Origin of the sequence: Paraburkholderia haematera (assembly GCF_905220975.1) — a bacterium.
GTDB classification, from domain to species: Bacteria; Pseudomonadota; Gammaproteobacteria; order Burkholderiales; family Burkholderiaceae; genus Paraburkholderia; species Paraburkholderia haematera.
In genome coordinates, this window is record NZ_CAJNBK010000003.1 from 532,104 (window position 1) to 547,498 (window position 15,395).

Below are 15,395 nucleotides of genomic sequence, written 5' to 3' on the forward strand. Positions count from 1 at the left end.
GTCACCATTGTTTGTACGGCACGCCGTTGATGCCGGCGCGATCTGATTTCGACGAAACATCGAACACGTCCATGCCGGCCCGATCATTCCCGGGCGACACATCGGCACCGGTCTGATCCGGCGGCACCCCATAGGCCCGCACGTTCCAGGTGTCTTCCGCGGCCGTGTCCGGGTCGCCTGTAAAAAACGGATCGCGCGGCACGTGGCGCAGGAACATCAGCAAACTGCCTTTCGGATCCTTCGCGTTCGGCACGCCCGTCACGAGCACGGTCAGCGACGGCGGATAGCCGGACGCCTCCGCCTCCTTGTCGATCAACCCCGCGTCGCTCGAATCCTTGAAGGCGTCGAGTGCCGTGCGAATCTCGCGCAACGCGGCGCTCAACTGCTGTTCCTTCTGACGCTGCACGATCAGTTCGGAGAACGGCATGATCGCAAGCGCCAGAATGGACACGAGCGCGAGCGTGATCACCAGCTCGATCAGCGTGAACCCACGCTGATCGAGCTGGCTTGCGCCACGCGAGCGGACCGTTTTCGTCAGCATGGCCACGACTCAATACCCGTTCTGAATCGAGCGAAGCGGGTTATCGTTCCCCATGTCACCCGGCGGCATCTGCAGGATCGACGGAGCGGGCGCGGGCGCCGGTGCGGGCGCCGCCTGGGCAGGCGCGGCCGGCTGGGCGGCCGCCGCATTTGCCCCGCCGGCCGGCTCCGCTTCGCCGCCCGCCTGCTCCGCAGCCGGCGGCGCACTGGGAACCGGCACCGGGGCCGGCGCGGTTGGCTGCGGCGCGAAGCGTCCGCCATACGGCGGGGGTGGCGGCGTCGTGCGCTGCGGCGGCGGCAATTGCCCAAACGAACCGGTCGCGGGCACCGTCGCCGAACTGCCCGCCGCCGAGCCGGCTTGAGCGGCCTTGCTGCCCGTCGTGCCGCCACCTACGCTACCGGGCATCGGCTTCACGGCAGGCGCGCCTGGCACCGCCGCGGCGGCGATGACGGGATCGAGCCGAAGCTGGTCGGCGTGCACGTTGACGTCGGTGCCGGACCACACCTCCTGCGTGTCCACATCCGCCGCGAGCTGCGGGCGGACAATGTGCGGCGTGATCTGCAACACGATCTCCGTCTTCACATGGTCGCCGTTGTGATCCGAGAACAGGCGCCCGAGCACCGGCAATTGCCCGAGGCCGGGCACCTTGTCGGCCGACCTGCGGTCCTGGTCCGAGATCAGGCCGCCGAGAATCTGACTTTCACCGTCTCTGAGGCGCAGGCTTGTCGACGCGCTACGCGTTCCTATCTGATAAGCGAGCGAACTCAAGCCCGTTTGCGAATTGCCGCTCTGGATCGTATTGGTGATATTGCTGACTTCGAGATTCAGTTTGATGCCGACATCGCCATCCCGATAGACCTGCGGCTCCACTTCGAGCTTGATGCCGACATCGATGTACTGAATCATTTGCGTGTATGACGGACCGCTCGTGCTAGGCGTGCTGGAACTCGAAATCACCGGCAGCTTGTCGCCAATCAGAATCCTCGCCTTCTCCTTGTTGCGCGTCCGGATACGTGGACTCGCCAGCAGATTCGCGTCGGTATCGGTGAGCTTGAAGTTCGCCGTCGCGGATAAACCGCTGACATTCAGCGCATTGAGGGGGAGATGGTGCAACGCGCCCCATGTGTCCACCGTGGAGGGCGTCGACATCGTGAACGAATTCGGCCATTCGATCCCGAGATTGGACAGGCGTTCGTGCGACACCTCCAGCACCTCGACTTCGAGCATCACCTCCGGTTCAGGCAAATCCTGCGCGGCGATCATCTCTTCGGCAACCTTGATGGTGTCCGGCGTGCCGCGAATCGTCACGGTATTCGCGCGCTCGTCGATCACCACTTCCTTGATCTTCAGCAGGCTCTTCAGCAACGACTGGATCTGTTTGGCTTCGACGTTCGACAACTGGAAGGTGCGTACCTTCAATTCCTGATATTCGAGCTGCTTGGCCGGCGTCGCCGGGTAGATGAAAAGCGTATTCGCGTTGAGTTGCTTCTTGTCGAGCTGATTCTGCATCAGGATCATATCGACCGTATCCTGCAGCGACGCGTTCGTGACGAAGATCGTCGTCTTCAGGTCCGCACGGACATCGCGGTCGAAGATGACGTTCAATCCCGACGTGCGCGACAACGCTTCGAAGACCATGCGCACGTTGGCATCGCGAAACTGCAGCGTGATCGGTGTGCGCATGATCGACGAAGCGGCAAGCCCCTCCTCCTTGTCCGCGCGTTGCTGCCGGATCTTCTCGTCGATTTCCTTTTTCAACTGCAACGCCAGCGCACTGGTTGGATTCACCAACAGCACGCGGTGCACGCGATCGGCCGCGGGTCCATACGAGCCGCGCTGCATCATGCGGTCCGCTTCCTGCAGGGTCGCGAGATCCCGGCGGTCCTGGTCGATCAGTGCGCCGATCTTGCGGCCACGTTCGCTGGTCGGATCGATCTGGCTTGCCGCATAGAGCTTCTGGATCGCGGCATCGAACTGGTAGCTCAGACGGAACTGGTCGGCCTGATCGAGCAGCGCGTTGACCTGATTGTTGCGATCGTTCAGATAGTTGACTTTCGCCTCGGCGCCGGTCGGCGTGTCCTGCAGGATCGGCGTTTGCACGCAACCGCTGACGGCAAGCATGGCGATAGCGACCGCGAGCGCGCGCTTTCTCGCGATCCCCCCTATTGGGGTGCACTGGGCACGGAACGGGACAGTCGGCGAGAGATGGTTCGCTGGGCCGCTGTCCCCAATGCGGCCCGCACCCCGTGTGCGTGAGGTTTTCATCTACTTTGCCTCTCTTGGAATGGATACGGCCTGCGTCTGGTTAAGCGGTAGATAGGTCAGCACTACGTCGGATTCCGAAACCGACTCGACCCGGTACTGGTCATCGACAACGTCACCCGGTGAAACGATCAGCAACCGGTCGCCATTGCTGAGAAATACCTGCGGTTTGGCCGCTTTCGCATCCAGTTCGCCCAGGTAAGTGAACGGCACTGGCGGCGCAGTCGGCGCCGGCGCGCGCACCTCGGGTACGACCGCCACCTCGACAGGAGGCGGCGGCGGGAGCCACGAAGAGGTGGCAAACGGATTGTTGGCCGAGTCGACGGACAGAGGCGCGCGCAGGGCCATCAGTTTTGCGCGTGGCGTTGCCGCAATGACCGGCTTCGCGCTGGCGGCGCCCACACGCGACGCAGGAACCGGGGCTGGCGCCGCTGCGTGCGAGGTTGCGCGCAAGGCGGCGGATGCGGCGGATGCTGAAGACTGGAGATGAACGGAAGCAGGCCGTGCCCGCACGTCGTCGTGCCCCTGCCCGCGGACCGCGGCAAGCACCACCGGCGTCTGGGTCGCCGCCACCTGGGCGCGATACCCGAGCCCCAAAACGGCGATCCCGCAGAGCGTCAGCAGCACGCGTTTCACCAGAACGGGTTTGTTGGCTGCGCTGTCCGGCAGACAAGCTCGAACACGCTTGACCAGAGCGAGGTTCATGGCAGCGCTGTCCGAAAGATGCGCTCGAACGCGATTGACCAGAGCGGCTTTCATGGCTGTGCTGTCCGATAGATGAGCTCGAAGCGGACCCGTGCATCGAGAATATTGCCGTCGACCGCAGGACGTTCGACGTGGATCGCCTGTAGCGCCGCGTTGGGCACATTGTTCAAAACCGCCGCGAGAAAGCGCCGGATCGCACTGTACTGATCCTTGACAGGCAACAGCACCTGATACCGCGTAAAGGGCGCACCGGCTTCGGTCGTCACCTGATATTCGGCTGAGCCGAGCGTCAGATTGCTGTCGCGAGCCTGCGCGAGAATCACCGCGATATCGTCCGCGCTTTGCGTGAAACCCGGGAACAGTCCCGGCAAGGTATCGAGTGCGACCGCATCCACCGCCGCGCCGGGCTCGCCTGCAAGGCGATGCGCGTTCGCCGTCCGCGCGACTCGCGCGGGATCCTGCATCTCACGCATTCCGTGCGTCCCGGAGTCCACACTGGGAGTCGAGACGGCGACGATGGCGGCAACGCCGATCACCAGCGCGCCAAGCAGTCCCGGCAGCCCGAACGAGCGCTGCATCTCGAAGCGCAGCGTCAACAGCCTGTCCTGTAGCTGGTCCGTTTTCATGATTTCCTCCAGACAGCAGTGATCTGGAAGCGCACGGGTTTGCCCGGCACGTTCGCCTCGATCAGGTGGTCGTTAAGCACGGCTTCGCGCAACAGAACGCTGCTTTGCAGATACTTCAGGTACGCAATCATCGCGTCGAAGTTCTTCGCCTCGGCCGTGATACGTATCTGGCTTTGCGCGGGGTTCTGATCGATGCCGATCAGCGCGACATCGTGATCCGGATAGTCTTCGACGATCGAAAAGAGGTCCTGCCACGGCACGGTCAGTTCCCGCAGAACCGACTGGCTCTGCTTTTCCGCGAGCCTGGCGGCCGGCGTCAACGGCGCCTTCGCCACGTGCCGGCTTGCCATTGTCTGCTGCCGGACGGCCTCCAGTTGCGCCTGCACGCGATCGTTTTCCGCGTGCACATGCCAGAGCCGCGCGCTGCTTGCGAGCAACAGCACGGCAGCGGCGCACAGCAGGATCATGCCGCCTGCCGCGGGGGTGGCGCGGCGCCCGCTGAAGTCGAGGTCAAGGCGCGGGATCATTGTGCACACTCCATCAGCCGATGCGCGGGCGAGCGGTCCGTTGCCGGTGCCTGCCGGATTGCCGCGGCGAAACGCGCTTCGAACGGCGCCAGCTCGGTCTCGACCCCGAACAGATAGATCTTGCAGTCTTCGTGCTTCAGGTTCGCCCGGGTCGCGGAGCGTTCGAACAACTGCTCGGCCAGTTCGGCCAGCCGGGACGAGTCGCCAGCATCACCGGGAAACAGGCGCTGTGCGTCATAGGCGACCCAGCGATTCTGTTCGATCATGACCGCCTGCATCTGCTCGTCCGCGACGAACAGCAGCAGCGCCTCACCGCCCTCGACCGCGTCACCGATGCGATTGAGCATCTCCGGAAGGCATAGCGTCAAACGGCTAATCCCGACTTGTTCGGCCGTGCTCACGTCGTGGATACCCTCAACCAGTTCGCGCGACATCGCGCTGGCAAACAGCGCCCGACCGCCACGCTGCACGCTGAAACGCACCACCAGCGACGCGCCGTCCATCCCGTAGGTATCGGTGAAATGGGCTAACGCGATCTCTTCGAGTTCGCGCGCGCGCAGCGCGCGGAAATCGCCACGCAAGATAGCGTGATTGCCCCAGAAATCATCCAGCACCATGTGTGCGCTGCGTCTCTGCACACCCTCCTGCGGCACTGGCGCGGCATCGGCTGAGGGCGTGACGACGAGCGTATCGGCAAGCGCTGCGCGCAGCGTATCGAGTACACCCGGCTCAGTGCAGCATTGCTCCTCGGGAATCGAAACGCTGGCCGGCTCAGCGGAAGGTGCGGGTTTGCGCAGGCGCAACAGCCGGGGCACGCGCGCACCGACGACAACCTCACGGGTGCCGACCCCGACTGCAACCGGACTATTCAACCATCGTGACACGGTTAATCTCCTCGAGAGTCGTCTCGCCGCGCTTCACGAGTTCGACCGCGGCGGTACGCAGCGACTGCATGCCGTAGCGCATTGCCGCAGCCTTGATCGCACCAAGCGGCGCGCGCTCCGACAGCAGCTGCCGCAACTCGTCGTTCATGCGCAGCGCTTCGGCGATTGCGCGGCGTCCGCGGTAGCCGCTGCCGCGACACGCCGCGCAACCCGTGCCGCGATGAAACAGGTAGCTGCCAGCGGTATCCGGATCGATGCCCGAACGGACCAGCGTGTCAGCGTCGACCACTTCGTCGGTCGTGCAATCCGGACAGCATTGCCGCAAGAGACGCTGGGCGACGACGCCGTTGAGCGCGGACACGAAGCTGTATGGATCGACCTCCATGTTCGTGAAGCGGCCGATGACGTCGAACACGTTGTTCGCGTGCACGGTGGTGAACACCTGGTGACCGGTCAGCGCTGCCTGCACGGCGATTTGCGCGGTTTCCGCATCGCGGATTTCGCCGACCATGATCTTGTCCGGGTCATGCCGCAAGATCGACCGCAGTCCGCGCGCGAACGTCAGCCCTTTCGCTTCGTTGACCGGAATCTGCAGGATGTCGCCCAGTTGATATTCGACCGGGTCCTCGATCGTCACGATCTTCTCGAGACCATTGTTGATCTCGGTAAGAATCGCGTAGAGCGTTGTCGTCTTGCCGCTGCCGGTCGGCCCGGTCACGAGCAGCATTCCATACGGCATCGACGCAACCGAGCGCATGAAGCGGGTATCGGCCTGCTGAAAACCCAGCGCCTCGAGCGTCAACCCGCCGGAGGCCTGCGAAAGCTGATAGCGGTCAAGAATCCGCAGCACCGCATCCTCGCCGAACTGGTTCGGCATGATCGACACGCGGAAATCGATGTCACGCCCCGCGTATTGCGCCTTGAAACGCCCGTCCTGCGGAACGCGTCGCTCGGCAATATCGAGTTCGGAAATCACTTTCACGCGCGACAGGACCTGGTCCGCGACATCACGGCCTTCTACCCGGCGCACCACAGTCAGCACGCCGTCCACGCGGCACTTGATCATCAACCCATTGGCACGGCATTCGAGGTGAATGTCGCTTGCCATCATCTTCAGCGCGTCATAGATTGTCGAGTTGAGCAGCCTCACCACCGGGCTGTCGTCACTGCTGATGCCCTGCAGTGTCAACGCGAGCGAAGACGGATCGACCGCACTCTGAATCGGGTCGTCGAATGCGAGCGAATCCATCGCCCGCACGTCTTTTTCGCGCACGGCCAGATACGCGCTGATGTCCCCCGCGCTCGCGAGTGCCCAGCTGTACGGCACGGTCGGCCGCGAGCGCATGCGGTGTTCGACGCAGCCTCGTGTGCGCGCATCGAGCGGATCGGCAATGACGAACAGCAGACCCTGGCCGCCGTTCGTGCTGTTTGCCTCGCGAAAACACAAGCACAGGCGGGTCGTCGCTTCGACGAACGACATCACGTCGAAATCGGGTTCGTACTGATTCAACTCGCGCATGCTGATCGGCTTCATGCGGAATTGCACGGCCAGCTGGGCACGCATCTCGTCCGCGCTCAGTGCCGTTTGCGTCATCAATTCCTCCAGCGCACGAATGCCGGAACCATGCCGCTCGCCGAGCGTTCGCAATGCGTCGCGCAACTCGACTCGCGGTTCGGTTCGCGGTTCGGTACGCGGTTCGGTGTCGAGGCTTGCCAGAGTCGTGCTGACGATATCCACGTCTTTTCTCCACGAGTATCTATTGAATGCTCGATGCGATCTCGAAAATCGGCATGTACATCAGCACGACAATTCCGCCGATCACCACACCGATGAAAATCATCATCGCGGGTTCGATCAAACGCGAGATCAGATCGATCGTGCGTGACACCTGGGCCTCCTGAAACGCGGCGATTCTGTCGAGAACAGGCCCAAGACCGCCGGTCTTCTCCGCCACCGTCAGGAGTCGATAGGAAATCGGATTGGCGAGCCCGCCCTGCTGAAATGCGTCGGAGATCTTTGTGCCGTTGCGCACTTGCTGCAGCGCGTCCGCGAGTGCGGACTGGTCCGCGCGGCTTACCAGCCCACGCGCAAGATCGAACGCGCGCACGGCGGGAATGCCGCCGTCGACCAGCATGGCGGTCGTACGATAGAACTGCGACTGGCGAAAGATCCGGAAGTGTTGCCCGATGCCCGGCAGGGCAAACATGCGATCGGCGATCCAGGTCCGGACCGCCGGTCTGCGCAGCGCGAAACCGGCCGCCATCGCCAGCACGGCAAGGCTGGCGCTCAACCCCGCCCCATGGGCGTGCACCATGCTGCCCCAGGTGATCAGCAAGCGCGAGAGCAGCGGGAGCTCGCGCCCGCTGTGTTCAAGCAGGGTCGCGAACCTCGGCACGACGAAACCCAGCAGGAACAGCACGACCGCCGCGCCCACCAGCAGCAGGACAGAGGGATAGATCGCTGCCGACACCACGCGGCCGCGCAGTTCGTGAAGCATCGCGCTGTTGCGCGAATAGCGGGTCAAGCTATCCGCGAGGCCGCCGGTTTGTTCGCTGGCTTTCACGCAGGCGACCAGCACCGGCGGAAAGACGTGGCTCGCGTGCTCGAGCGCGGCGGAAAGCGACTGCCCCTCTTCCAGTAACCGCAACAGTTCGCGGTACACCTGCGACGAAGCCTCGCGGCGCTCATTGCCGCCAAGCGTGCGCAATGCGTCGACGACGCCGACGCCTGCATCGAGCAATGCCGCAAGCTCGCGCGCGAACAGTTCGACGTTGAACCTCGTGCCGGGCAGCGCCGCCCAGTTCCTCCGGCGACGACGTCCCGCGTCGGCGCGAACCGATACGACGCGAAGGCCACGGGCACGCGCGAGCGACGCCGCAGTCGACGACGACTCGCTATCGATGCGAAGCGTCTGGACCGCACCACTGGTATCGAAGACACGCAGCACGTACTTCACGTCGACTCTCCTTGCAAACCACCCGCTACCGGCCCGGTGCCGCGGCAACCGCGCGGCTTACCCGCGGCGCACCCTTACCACGAAGAAACGGTCGTGTTCTCGCCGACGCCGCCGCCGCGCCCATCCTTGCCGAGCGAAAACAGGTCGTAGTCGCCGTGCTCACCCGGCGAACGATACTGATACGGGCGATCCCACGGATCGACCGGCACCGCCTTCGCCAGATACGGCCCGCTCCAATGTGCCGCGTCCTGCGGTTTCGCCACGAGCGCCTGCAGCCCTTCTTCGGTCGTCGGATATTCCCCGACATCCAGCCGGTATTGATCGAGCGCCTGCCCCAGCGAGACGATCTGCGCGCGCGCGATTTTCGTATTCGATTTGCCGACCTGTTCGAAATATCGAGGGGCAACCAGACCCGCCAGCAAGCCGATGATGACCATCACCACGAGCAGCTCGAGCAGTGTGAAACCGCGGCTGCGTCGCGCGCCCTTTTCAGGGCGGACGCACGGCCACGGACGCCCGGGCATGCCGGGCTTGGTAGAGGACAATTCGTTGTACACGGCTCCCCCTGTATCGACCCACAGATTCGGCATTGCCGAAGCTGTTGAATGCATTCTTGTTCAGGTCGATTCGGGTAAGAAGTAGGAAGAGCCGTCCAAAGACATGGGTAAAGACCCTCCAGTTGCACCGCCCTTACTCGGAGGGGCTATGCACGCGCTCTTCGTCCGGCAGCGTCAGCACACCCATATCGATGGCGATACGCACAAGCCCTGTCACGTTCGTGATACCCAGCTTGCGCATCAGGCTCGCGCGATGCTTTTCGACCGTTTTCGGGCTGAGCTTCAGCTGCTCGCCGACCTGCCGATTGGTGTGCCCCTCGACAACGAGCCGCAGCACCGACCGCTCGCGGCCGGTCAACGTATCCCAGAGGTGCGCTTTTTGCGGGGTGCCCGCAGCGAAGTCAAGCGATCCGGCACAGCGGCCACGAACGTCGAGACTCGTGCGGCGCTTGCCCTGCATGACAAGCCGCATTTCATCCACCAGGTCTTCGAATGCCGCGTCCTTGATCACATATCCGTCGGCGCCCGCGGCAAACGACTCCCACACATGTTCTTCGCTGCGGTGAACCGTCAGGACAATGATGCGGATCCGCGGCGCGCGGCGCTTGATTGCGGCGATCGCCTCGAAACCGCTTCCGCCCGGCATCGACAGGTCCATCAGGATCAGGTCGGGCATCGTCGCAATCGCCAGCCGGTATGCTTCGAGCCCGTCGCTCGCCTCGCCAACGATCCTGTAGTCGTATAGTTCGGACACCATACGGCAAAGGCCGGTGCGCAATAGATGCTGATCCTCAGCAATCAGCACGCGATGCTGGTTGTCCAATTTCGTCGCTCCTTGCAGCACCGTGCGCGATCAGTTGGCCGCAACGGCGTCATGGTAGGCGCTCAGCAGTTCCGCCGGCGTCGCGAAGCCGTCGATACGCAACCACGGTTTTCCGGGCGCCGCACGCAGGAAGGCAACCGGTGTGTGATTCATCTTGTCGCCGCGATAGACGTTGAAGGCGCGTTGCGTCGCAATGCTGGCCTCGACGCTGCCGGTGTAGTGCTGCCACTCCGGGCCGGCGTCGAATCGGGCTGCATAGGTTCTAAGGCGTGCCGGCGTATCCTGCTCAGGATCGATCGAGATCGACACGATATGCACCTTGGCCCGGTCGCTGCCCAACTCGCTTTGCAACCTCTCGAGCGTCTGGCTGACCATTGGGCAAATGGTGGTGCACGTGGTGTAGACGAACGTCAGGATCACCGGCCGGCCGTCGTTCAATTCATCGATCAACGAGACCGTCTTGCCGTCGTCCCTGACCAGCTTCACAGGCGGCAGCGTGTAGTCGACGGTCGAGCGCATGGTGCCCGACATCATGTGATGATGCATGTGCGCGTCGGCGCCATCGGCGGCATCCGCAGCAGGCGCGGCAGATGCGCACCATGCCGTGGGACCTGCCAGTCCGGCGCCGGCTAACAGGACCGCGCCGATCAGGACTACGTGGGTCGTTCTCATCGCTGGCTCCCGAAGTGTCACGAACACGGCGCCGATACCGGCGTGACCGCATGAAAGGCGCGCCATCGTGTATGTTCAGTCTCATGAATTTGCACGTGAGCGTCATTGGATGAGAGCCCCCAAAGCGAGGTAGGGCATGTCCGCCTGCGGGAAAACCCGCCGCGCTTATCCGGGGAGTCCCCACGTCGCGACTTAGTAATTGCCCCGTTGCGGCGAGCGTGCGTCGAGGCCTACAATTCGCATAGGCTTAAGATTCCCTTAAGGAAACGCATCGGGAGCGCCAATGGATGCAAACAAGCCTGCCGGACCGCAAGTGAAACTGCTCGACCTGATCGAAGCGATGCGCAAGCTTTGCATTGCGGCCGGGACTCACGAGCCAGGTACCGGCAGCGTCACCGATGCGCGCGGCGCGGCTCTTGCCGTTCTCGCGCCGGACGGAACGTTCCTTTCGGCGAACCGTACTGCGGCAGCCCTGTTGGGCTACTCGAGCGCCGAACTGGTCGGCAAGCAACTCGCCGACATGGCGCCGGAGGACTTTTGCTCAGCGCTCGCAGGAGAATTGTCCGTGAGTGCGCATCGCGATTTTCATTCCTTTCCCGCGGTACTGTGCGGGCGCACCGGCCACCCCACCCGGCTCATGTTGCATCAGCAGTCGGTCCCTGCCGGCCAGACCGGGCGCGGTGCGTTGCTGACGCTCTTTGAGGAGTCCCTGATTCCCGGACCGGAGCTTGCGGATACCATGCGTTTGCTCGATGCGAGTGCACGGGAGCGTCTCACGTACCTGACAATGGGCCAACAGAAAGAACGTCAACGACTTGCCGCGGAACTGCACGACGGCCTCGGGCAAGCACTGACGCTCGTGAAACTCATGGCCGAGGACGCGCTGATGCGGATACGCCGCGGGCAGGTCGACGACGCGGCTCAGTTGCTGGATGCAACCGTGCTCAGAATTCGCGAGACGATCGGCGACGTGAGGCAGATATGCGGCGAACTACGCCCCGTGATGCTCGATCAACTCGGCCTGCCCGCCGCATTGGGTTCGCTATGCCGGCGCATCGAGCGCGGCGCCGAAAGCATCTCGGTCGTGTTCAACTGCGACGTCGGCGACGAGGACGTGCCCGAGCATCTGAAGGCCGACATATTCAGGCTCGCTCAGGAAGCGCTGAACAACACCGTCAAGCATGCGGCTGCCACGGAAGTCACGCTCGGGTTCCGGCGTATCGCGGGCGGCCTGTTGATGACGATTCAGGACAACGGCGTCGGCTACGAAAACCATCCCCTGTCCACCGGGGACGCCTGTGCAACCGGGCTTGGCCTGATCGGCATGCAACACCGGGTCGAATCGCACGGCGGCACGTTTTCAATCCAGTCGATCGGTACGGGCGGAACGCTGGTCTCGGCGGCATGGATCGCCTGATGCAATTTCCGTTCGTGCTCAGCGCGCCCCCCCGCCAAGCTGGTACTTGAGCAACCCCGTGTCCACCGGCGATTCCGGCAGTCGATCCGGGTCGACCGGCAATCGGACAAGTGTGTCGTTTGCATGGGGCTCGGAGCACTTCTCGGCCAGAGAAGTCAGCAGACCCATACTGATAGCGACCAGCACCAATTCCGTCAGATTGGCGATATTGAGCTTGTGCATCATGCTGGCCCGATACTTCTCGATCGTCTTCGGGCTGAGATTCAGGTACTGCCCGACCTGCCGGTTGGTGCGCCCTTCGGCGATCAGTTTCAGCACACTGCGCTCCCGCGCCGTCAGAACGTCCCATGCCTTCTTTGGCGCGGGCGCCTCGCGGCCCGTGACGAACGAGTCGACCATGTACCCGTACACGTCGGCGCTCAGATGTTTCTTCCCCTGCATCACCATACGCATGGCGACCAGGAGCTCGTCGAACGAGACATCTTTCAGCACGTAACCCTCGACGCCGGCCCTCAACGCCTCACGCACATACTCTTCGCTCTGGTGAACCGTGAGCACCACGATTCGAATGTTCGGCGACCGGCGTTTGATCGCCGCGCTGGCATCGATTCCGTTCATGCCTCGCATCGACAGATCCATCAGCATCAGATCGGGATTCAGCGTCATCGCCATTTGACAGGCTTCCTTGCCGTCTCTCGCTTCACCGATGACGTCAAAGCCCCCTTGCGCGGAAAGCATCGAGCGCAGACCGTTTCGAAGCAGATCGTGGTCTTCGGCGATCACAACGCGGAACTTGGTATTCATGTTTTTCCCCCGGCAGCCAGGAACCGGTCGCGACAATGCGGTGCAGCCGTTAAACGGCGACCCAATGTCTCGTCTTGTTGACATCCCCTACCTTCGAATTCCTAACCTTCTCTTTCACTTCGCAGGCAGCCACGCAGCACACGTCTCTCCTCCGCAAGGTTCGCGCCAGGCCTCTGAAAGCCAGCGTTGATCAGTATGTGAAATTCATACGATGTTTGAAGTGGCCGGAAACAGCTACCTGGATGATTCAAATCTGAACTGATTTGCGCCCGGCGGGAGATCAGTAGCAATACCGATAAGGCAGGTATTACGCGCTGACTGGATCAACGGAGAAGGACTTACCGATCGCCTGTTCGAATCAGAAATATTCCCCTCTCGACCTGTAACGAGGCCATGACGCGTGGGATTTAAAACGTTTACCGATCATTACGAACGTAACGATTCTGTACAGCCCTCCGACGCGTCTGTCCGGCGTTTCGAAGTGTAGGGAGGTGCCCCATTGCAGATGGGCTTTTCTCCACACCACAATTGAGATGCGGGGGAACACGACCATGCGCAATAGCCCTTTATCCGGACCGGGAAACGCGATCTTCATCGCATGCGTGATGTTGATCGTGGCAACGCCGGGTGCGGTACGCGCAGAGATTTTTGGAGCGGTTGCGAGTAACGGCGCGATCATCCTGACCAACGAACCTGGCAAAGCGGGGTTGGCCGTCATCGTTGCCGGCGATCCGCTTGCCGAACGCAATACGAAACGTGCGGAAGCCGCATCGTCCAGGGGGGGCGACGCGTCGCTGTACGCCGATGTGATCGACGAAGCCAGCCGCACCTTTCGCGTTCAGCCCGAACTCTTGCGCGCGGTGATCGACGTCGAATCCCGCTACAACCCGAAAGCGGTCTCGGACAAAGGTGCGCAAGGATTGATGCAGTTGATGCCGGATACAGCACGGCGCTTTGCCGGTCGAGACATGTTCAATCCGCGCGACAACGTGCTGACCGGAGCACGCTATCTGCGCTTCCTTCTCGATCTCTTCAAGGACGATGTCGAACTCACCCTGGCCGCGTACAACGCAGGGGAGAATGCCGTGATTCGGGCCGGGTATCGCGTGCCCTCTCTGCCGGAAACGCGGCTTTACGTGCCACGGGTTCTGGCGCGCTATCGGCGCATGCTCGCAGCGGGCTAACGTTGCGTACCCGGGCGGCGAGCCGGCGCCGGTATCCATGACTTCTGGGCTATTCGGGCCTCCCGGACACTCCGCGCATGACCGGCCGCCGGCCTGGTCGTACAGTTGCTGAGCCCGCGAACGGATTACGGAAACGCGGGAATGGTCGGCTCCGTTCCCCGGATTTCGGCCTCCGCATGGTGAAGCTTGATCATCGCTTCAATTTCCTCGACGCGATCCTTCGGGACGTCGATCATCATCAGCAGTTCACCGCGCTCGATCGCCTCTTCGAAACGTTTCAGCCGCGTATTCGGCACATCGACACCGATCATCGTCGCCGTCCATGCGCCAAACCCGGCGCCCGCGAGCGTGAGCGCAACGACAACGCCGCCCGCAATGGTCAGGCCCGCAGGCGGATAAGCCAATGCAACCAGTCCCGTCAACATGCCGGTCGCGCAACCCGCCGCCGTGCCTCGCGTCAGTGCGTGCAGCAAGTCGCTGCTCTGTGCAAGCGAGGCCTCCGGCAAATCGTCGAGCCGTACACTATGGTTGGCAATCACGTGGATATGCCGCCAATCGACCCGCCTCAACAGAAGCTCGTCAACAATCATCCGCGCACATTGTGTGCTCGGCAGCAAAAAGTATATGCGTCTCATGGTGGCCTCGCTGACCGTAGATCGGGGTTCACCCTGCCCCGTGGCTACATCATTGCGCGGATTGGCGGCGCCATAAAGTAGGAATGCTCATCGAACGGAATGGGTAGAGACCCGCAGGGTGTGCCGCCCACGGAACTATAGGCTCCGTGGGCCGGAGCCTCTGGCGAAGGGTGCAGGCGCGGGCTTGGGCGCGGGTACGACACTGCGGCATTCTTTTACAGCTTGCCGTAGCTATGCAGCCCCGACAGGAACATGTTGACGCCGAGGAACGCGAAGGTCGTCACCAGCAGACCGGTCAGCGCCCACCAGGCCGCCACCGCGCCGCGCAGGCCCTTCATCAGGCGCATATGCAGCCAGGCTGCGTAGTTCAGCCAGACGATCAGCGCCCACGTTTCCTTCGGGTCCCAGCTCCAGTAGCCGCCCCAGGCTTCAGCGGCCCACAATGCGCCGAGGATCGTCGCGATCGTGAAGAACGCGAAGCCGACGGCGATCGACTTGTACATCACGTCGTCGAGCACATCGAGCGGCGGCAGGCGGTCCGCCAGCACGCCGCGCTCTTTCGCCAGATACGCGACGCCGACCATCGCCGACAGCGCGAAGCTGCCATAGCCGATGAAGTTAGCCGGCACGTGGATCTTCATCCACCAGCTCTGCAGCGCGGGAACCAGCGGCTGGATCTGCTGGGCGTCTCGCGCGACCGAGTACCACATCAGGAAGCCGACCGCCGCGCTGATCACCAGCAGCACGAATGCGCCGAGCGCGCGCGTGTTGTAGTGCTGCTCGTAGTACAGATAGAACAAC

At 62.8% G+C, this 15,395-nt stretch carries 16 protein-coding genes; 2 read left to right on the forward strand and 14 right to left on the reverse strand.

The genetic code is table 11. The annotated features are described in order from the left end of the window. Nucleotide 1: 1 nt before the first annotated feature. From KHO23_RS09685 to KHO23_RS09735, 11 genes are all read right to left on the reverse strand, one after another. On the reverse strand, nucleotides 2-541 hold the full coding sequence (locus KHO23_RS09685) for a type II secretion system protein (protein ID WP_211610766.1): 540 nt from the start codon (nucleotides 539-541) through the stop codon (nucleotides 2-4). 9 nt (nucleotides 542-550) lie between these two features. Further along, a complete protein-coding gene (locus KHO23_RS09690) occupies nucleotides 551-2,806 on the reverse strand; it encodes a secretin N-terminal domain-containing protein (protein ID WP_211610767.1) in 2,256 nt (751 codons plus the stop codon). Then, complete coding sequence (locus tag KHO23_RS09695; protein WP_236066763.1) at nucleotides 2,807-3,508, reverse strand: hypothetical protein; 702 nt, start codon at nucleotides 3,506-3,508, stop codon at nucleotides 2,807-2,809. 50 nt (nucleotides 3,509-3,558) lie between these two features. After that, a complete protein-coding gene (locus tag KHO23_RS09700) occupies nucleotides 3,559-4,134 on the reverse strand; it encodes a hypothetical protein (protein ID WP_211610768.1) in 576 nt (191 codons plus the stop codon). Next, the gene (locus KHO23_RS09705; protein ID WP_211610769.1) at nucleotides 4,131-4,661 is read right to left on the reverse strand and encodes a hypothetical protein; all 531 of its coding nucleotides are present in this window, start codon (nucleotides 4,659-4,661) and stop codon (nucleotides 4,131-4,133) included. Before KHO23_RS09705 ends, KHO23_RS09700 begins: the two co-directional genes overlap by 4 nt. Beyond that, nucleotides 4,658-5,545, reverse strand: a complete 888-nt coding sequence (locus tag KHO23_RS09710) for a hypothetical protein (RefSeq protein ID WP_211610770.1) — start codon at nucleotides 5,543-5,545, stop codon at nucleotides 4,658-4,660. The genes KHO23_RS09705 and KHO23_RS09710 overlap by 4 nt, the downstream gene beginning before the upstream one ends. Beyond that, nucleotides 5,526-7,139, reverse strand: coding sequence for a GspE/PulE family protein (locus KHO23_RS09715; RefSeq protein WP_236066770.1), 1,614 nt, complete (start codon nucleotides 7,137-7,139; stop codon nucleotides 5,526-5,528). The genes KHO23_RS09710 and KHO23_RS09715 overlap by 20 nt, the downstream gene beginning before the upstream one ends. Nucleotides 7,140-7,302: 163 nt before the next feature. Then, the gene (locus KHO23_RS09720) at nucleotides 7,303-8,502 is read right to left on the reverse strand and encodes a type II secretion system F family protein (protein WP_211610771.1); all 1,200 of its coding nucleotides are present in this window, start codon (nucleotides 8,500-8,502) and stop codon (nucleotides 7,303-7,305) included. Between the two features lie 74 nt (nucleotides 8,503-8,576). Beyond that, entirely contained in the window at nucleotides 8,577-9,026 is a 450-nt protein-coding gene (gene gspG, locus KHO23_RS09725; RefSeq protein WP_211610818.1) for a type II secretion system major pseudopilin GspG, read from the reverse strand. A gap of 166 nt (nucleotides 9,027-9,192) precedes the next feature. Beyond that, complete coding sequence (locus tag KHO23_RS09730; protein ID WP_211610772.1) at nucleotides 9,193-9,882, reverse strand: response regulator; 690 nt, start codon at nucleotides 9,880-9,882, stop codon at nucleotides 9,193-9,195. Between the two features lie 30 nt (nucleotides 9,883-9,912). After that, nucleotides 9,913-10,554: an SCO family protein gene (locus KHO23_RS09735; RefSeq protein ID WP_211610773.1), complete on the reverse strand. Its 642-nt coding sequence runs from the start codon at nucleotides 10,552-10,554 to the stop codon at nucleotides 9,913-9,915. Nucleotides 10,555-10,837: 283 nt separating this feature from the next. Here KHO23_RS09735 and KHO23_RS09740 point away from each other — a divergent pair, with 283 nt between their 5' ends. Continuing rightward, the gene (locus KHO23_RS09740; RefSeq protein WP_211610774.1) at nucleotides 10,838-11,971 is read left to right on the forward strand and encodes a sensor histidine kinase; all 1,134 of its coding nucleotides are present in this window, start codon (nucleotides 10,838-10,840) and stop codon (nucleotides 11,969-11,971) included. Nucleotides 11,972-11,989: 18 nt separating this feature from the next. Here the strand turns inward: KHO23_RS09740 and KHO23_RS09745 are convergent, their stop codons facing one another. Next, nucleotides 11,990-12,775, reverse strand: coding sequence for a response regulator (locus KHO23_RS09745; RefSeq protein ID WP_211610775.1), 786 nt, complete (start codon nucleotides 12,773-12,775; stop codon nucleotides 11,990-11,992). A 551-nt stretch (nucleotides 12,776-13,326) separates the two neighbouring features. Between KHO23_RS09745 and KHO23_RS09750 the strand changes: the two genes are divergently transcribed. Further along, complete coding sequence (locus KHO23_RS09750; RefSeq protein ID WP_328821954.1) at nucleotides 13,327-13,959, forward strand: lytic transglycosylase domain-containing protein; 633 nt, start codon at nucleotides 13,327-13,329, stop codon at nucleotides 13,957-13,959. Between the two features lie 125 nt (nucleotides 13,960-14,084). On the opposite strand, the gene KHO23_RS09755 is transcribed toward KHO23_RS09750, so the two are convergent. Together KHO23_RS09755 and ccsB are read right to left on the reverse strand one after the other, a co-directional pair. After that, the gene (locus KHO23_RS09755; RefSeq protein ID WP_211610776.1) at nucleotides 14,085-14,594 is read right to left on the reverse strand and encodes a DUF1269 domain-containing protein; all 510 of its coding nucleotides are present in this window, start codon (nucleotides 14,592-14,594) and stop codon (nucleotides 14,085-14,087) included. Between the two features lie 215 nt (nucleotides 14,595-14,809). Then, on the reverse strand, nucleotides 14,810-15,395 hold a 586-nt coding region (ccsB, locus tag KHO23_RS09760; RefSeq protein WP_211610777.1), incomplete at its 5' end, for a c-type cytochrome biogenesis protein CcsB.

What these genes read in the sequence shown, in the direction of transcription:
- KHO23_RS09685 (WP_211610766.1), bottom strand. Translation starts at nt 541, where the DNA reads ATGCTGACGAAAACGGTCCGCTCGCGTGGCGCAAGCCAGCTCGATCAG.
- KHO23_RS09690 (WP_211610767.1), bottom strand. Translation starts at nt 2,806, where the DNA reads ATGAAAACCTCACGCACACGGGGTGCGGGCCGCATTGGGGACAGCGGC.
- KHO23_RS09695 (WP_236066763.1), bottom strand. Translation starts at nt 3,508, where the DNA reads ATGAACCTCGCTCTGGTCAAGCGTGTTCGAGCTTGTCTGCCGGACAGC.
- KHO23_RS09700 (WP_211610768.1), bottom strand. Translation starts at nt 4,134, where the DNA reads ATGAAAACGGACCAGCTACAGGACAGGCTGTTGACGCTGCGCTTCGAG.
- KHO23_RS09705 (WP_211610769.1), bottom strand. Translation starts at nt 4,661, where the DNA reads ATGATCCCGCGCCTTGACCTCGACTTCAGCGGGCGCCGCGCCACCCCC.
- KHO23_RS09715 (WP_236066770.1), bottom strand. Translation starts at nt 7,139, where the DNA reads ATGACGCAAACGGCACTGAGCGCGGACGAGATGCGTGCCCAGCTGGCC.
- gspG (WP_211610818.1), bottom strand. Translation starts at nt 9,026, where the DNA reads ATGCCCGGGCGTCCGTGGCCGTGCGTCCGCCCTGAAAAGGGCGCGCGA.
- KHO23_RS09735 (WP_211610773.1), bottom strand. Translation starts at nt 10,554, where the DNA reads ATGAGAACGACCCACGTAGTCCTGATCGGCGCGGTCCTGTTAGCCGGC.
- KHO23_RS09740 (WP_211610774.1), top strand. Translation starts at nt 10,838, where the DNA reads ATGGATGCAAACAAGCCTGCCGGACCGCAAGTGAAACTGCTCGACCTG.
- KHO23_RS09745 (WP_211610775.1), bottom strand. Translation starts at nt 12,775, where the DNA reads ATGAATACCAAGTTCCGCGTTGTGATCGCCGAAGACCACGATCTGCTT.
- KHO23_RS09750 (WP_328821954.1), top strand. Translation starts at nt 13,327, where the DNA reads ATGCGCAATAGCCCTTTATCCGGACCGGGAAACGCGATCTTCATCGCA.
- KHO23_RS09755 (WP_211610776.1), bottom strand. Translation starts at nt 14,594, where the DNA reads ATGAGACGCATATACTTTTTGCTGCCGAGCACACAATGTGCGCGGATG.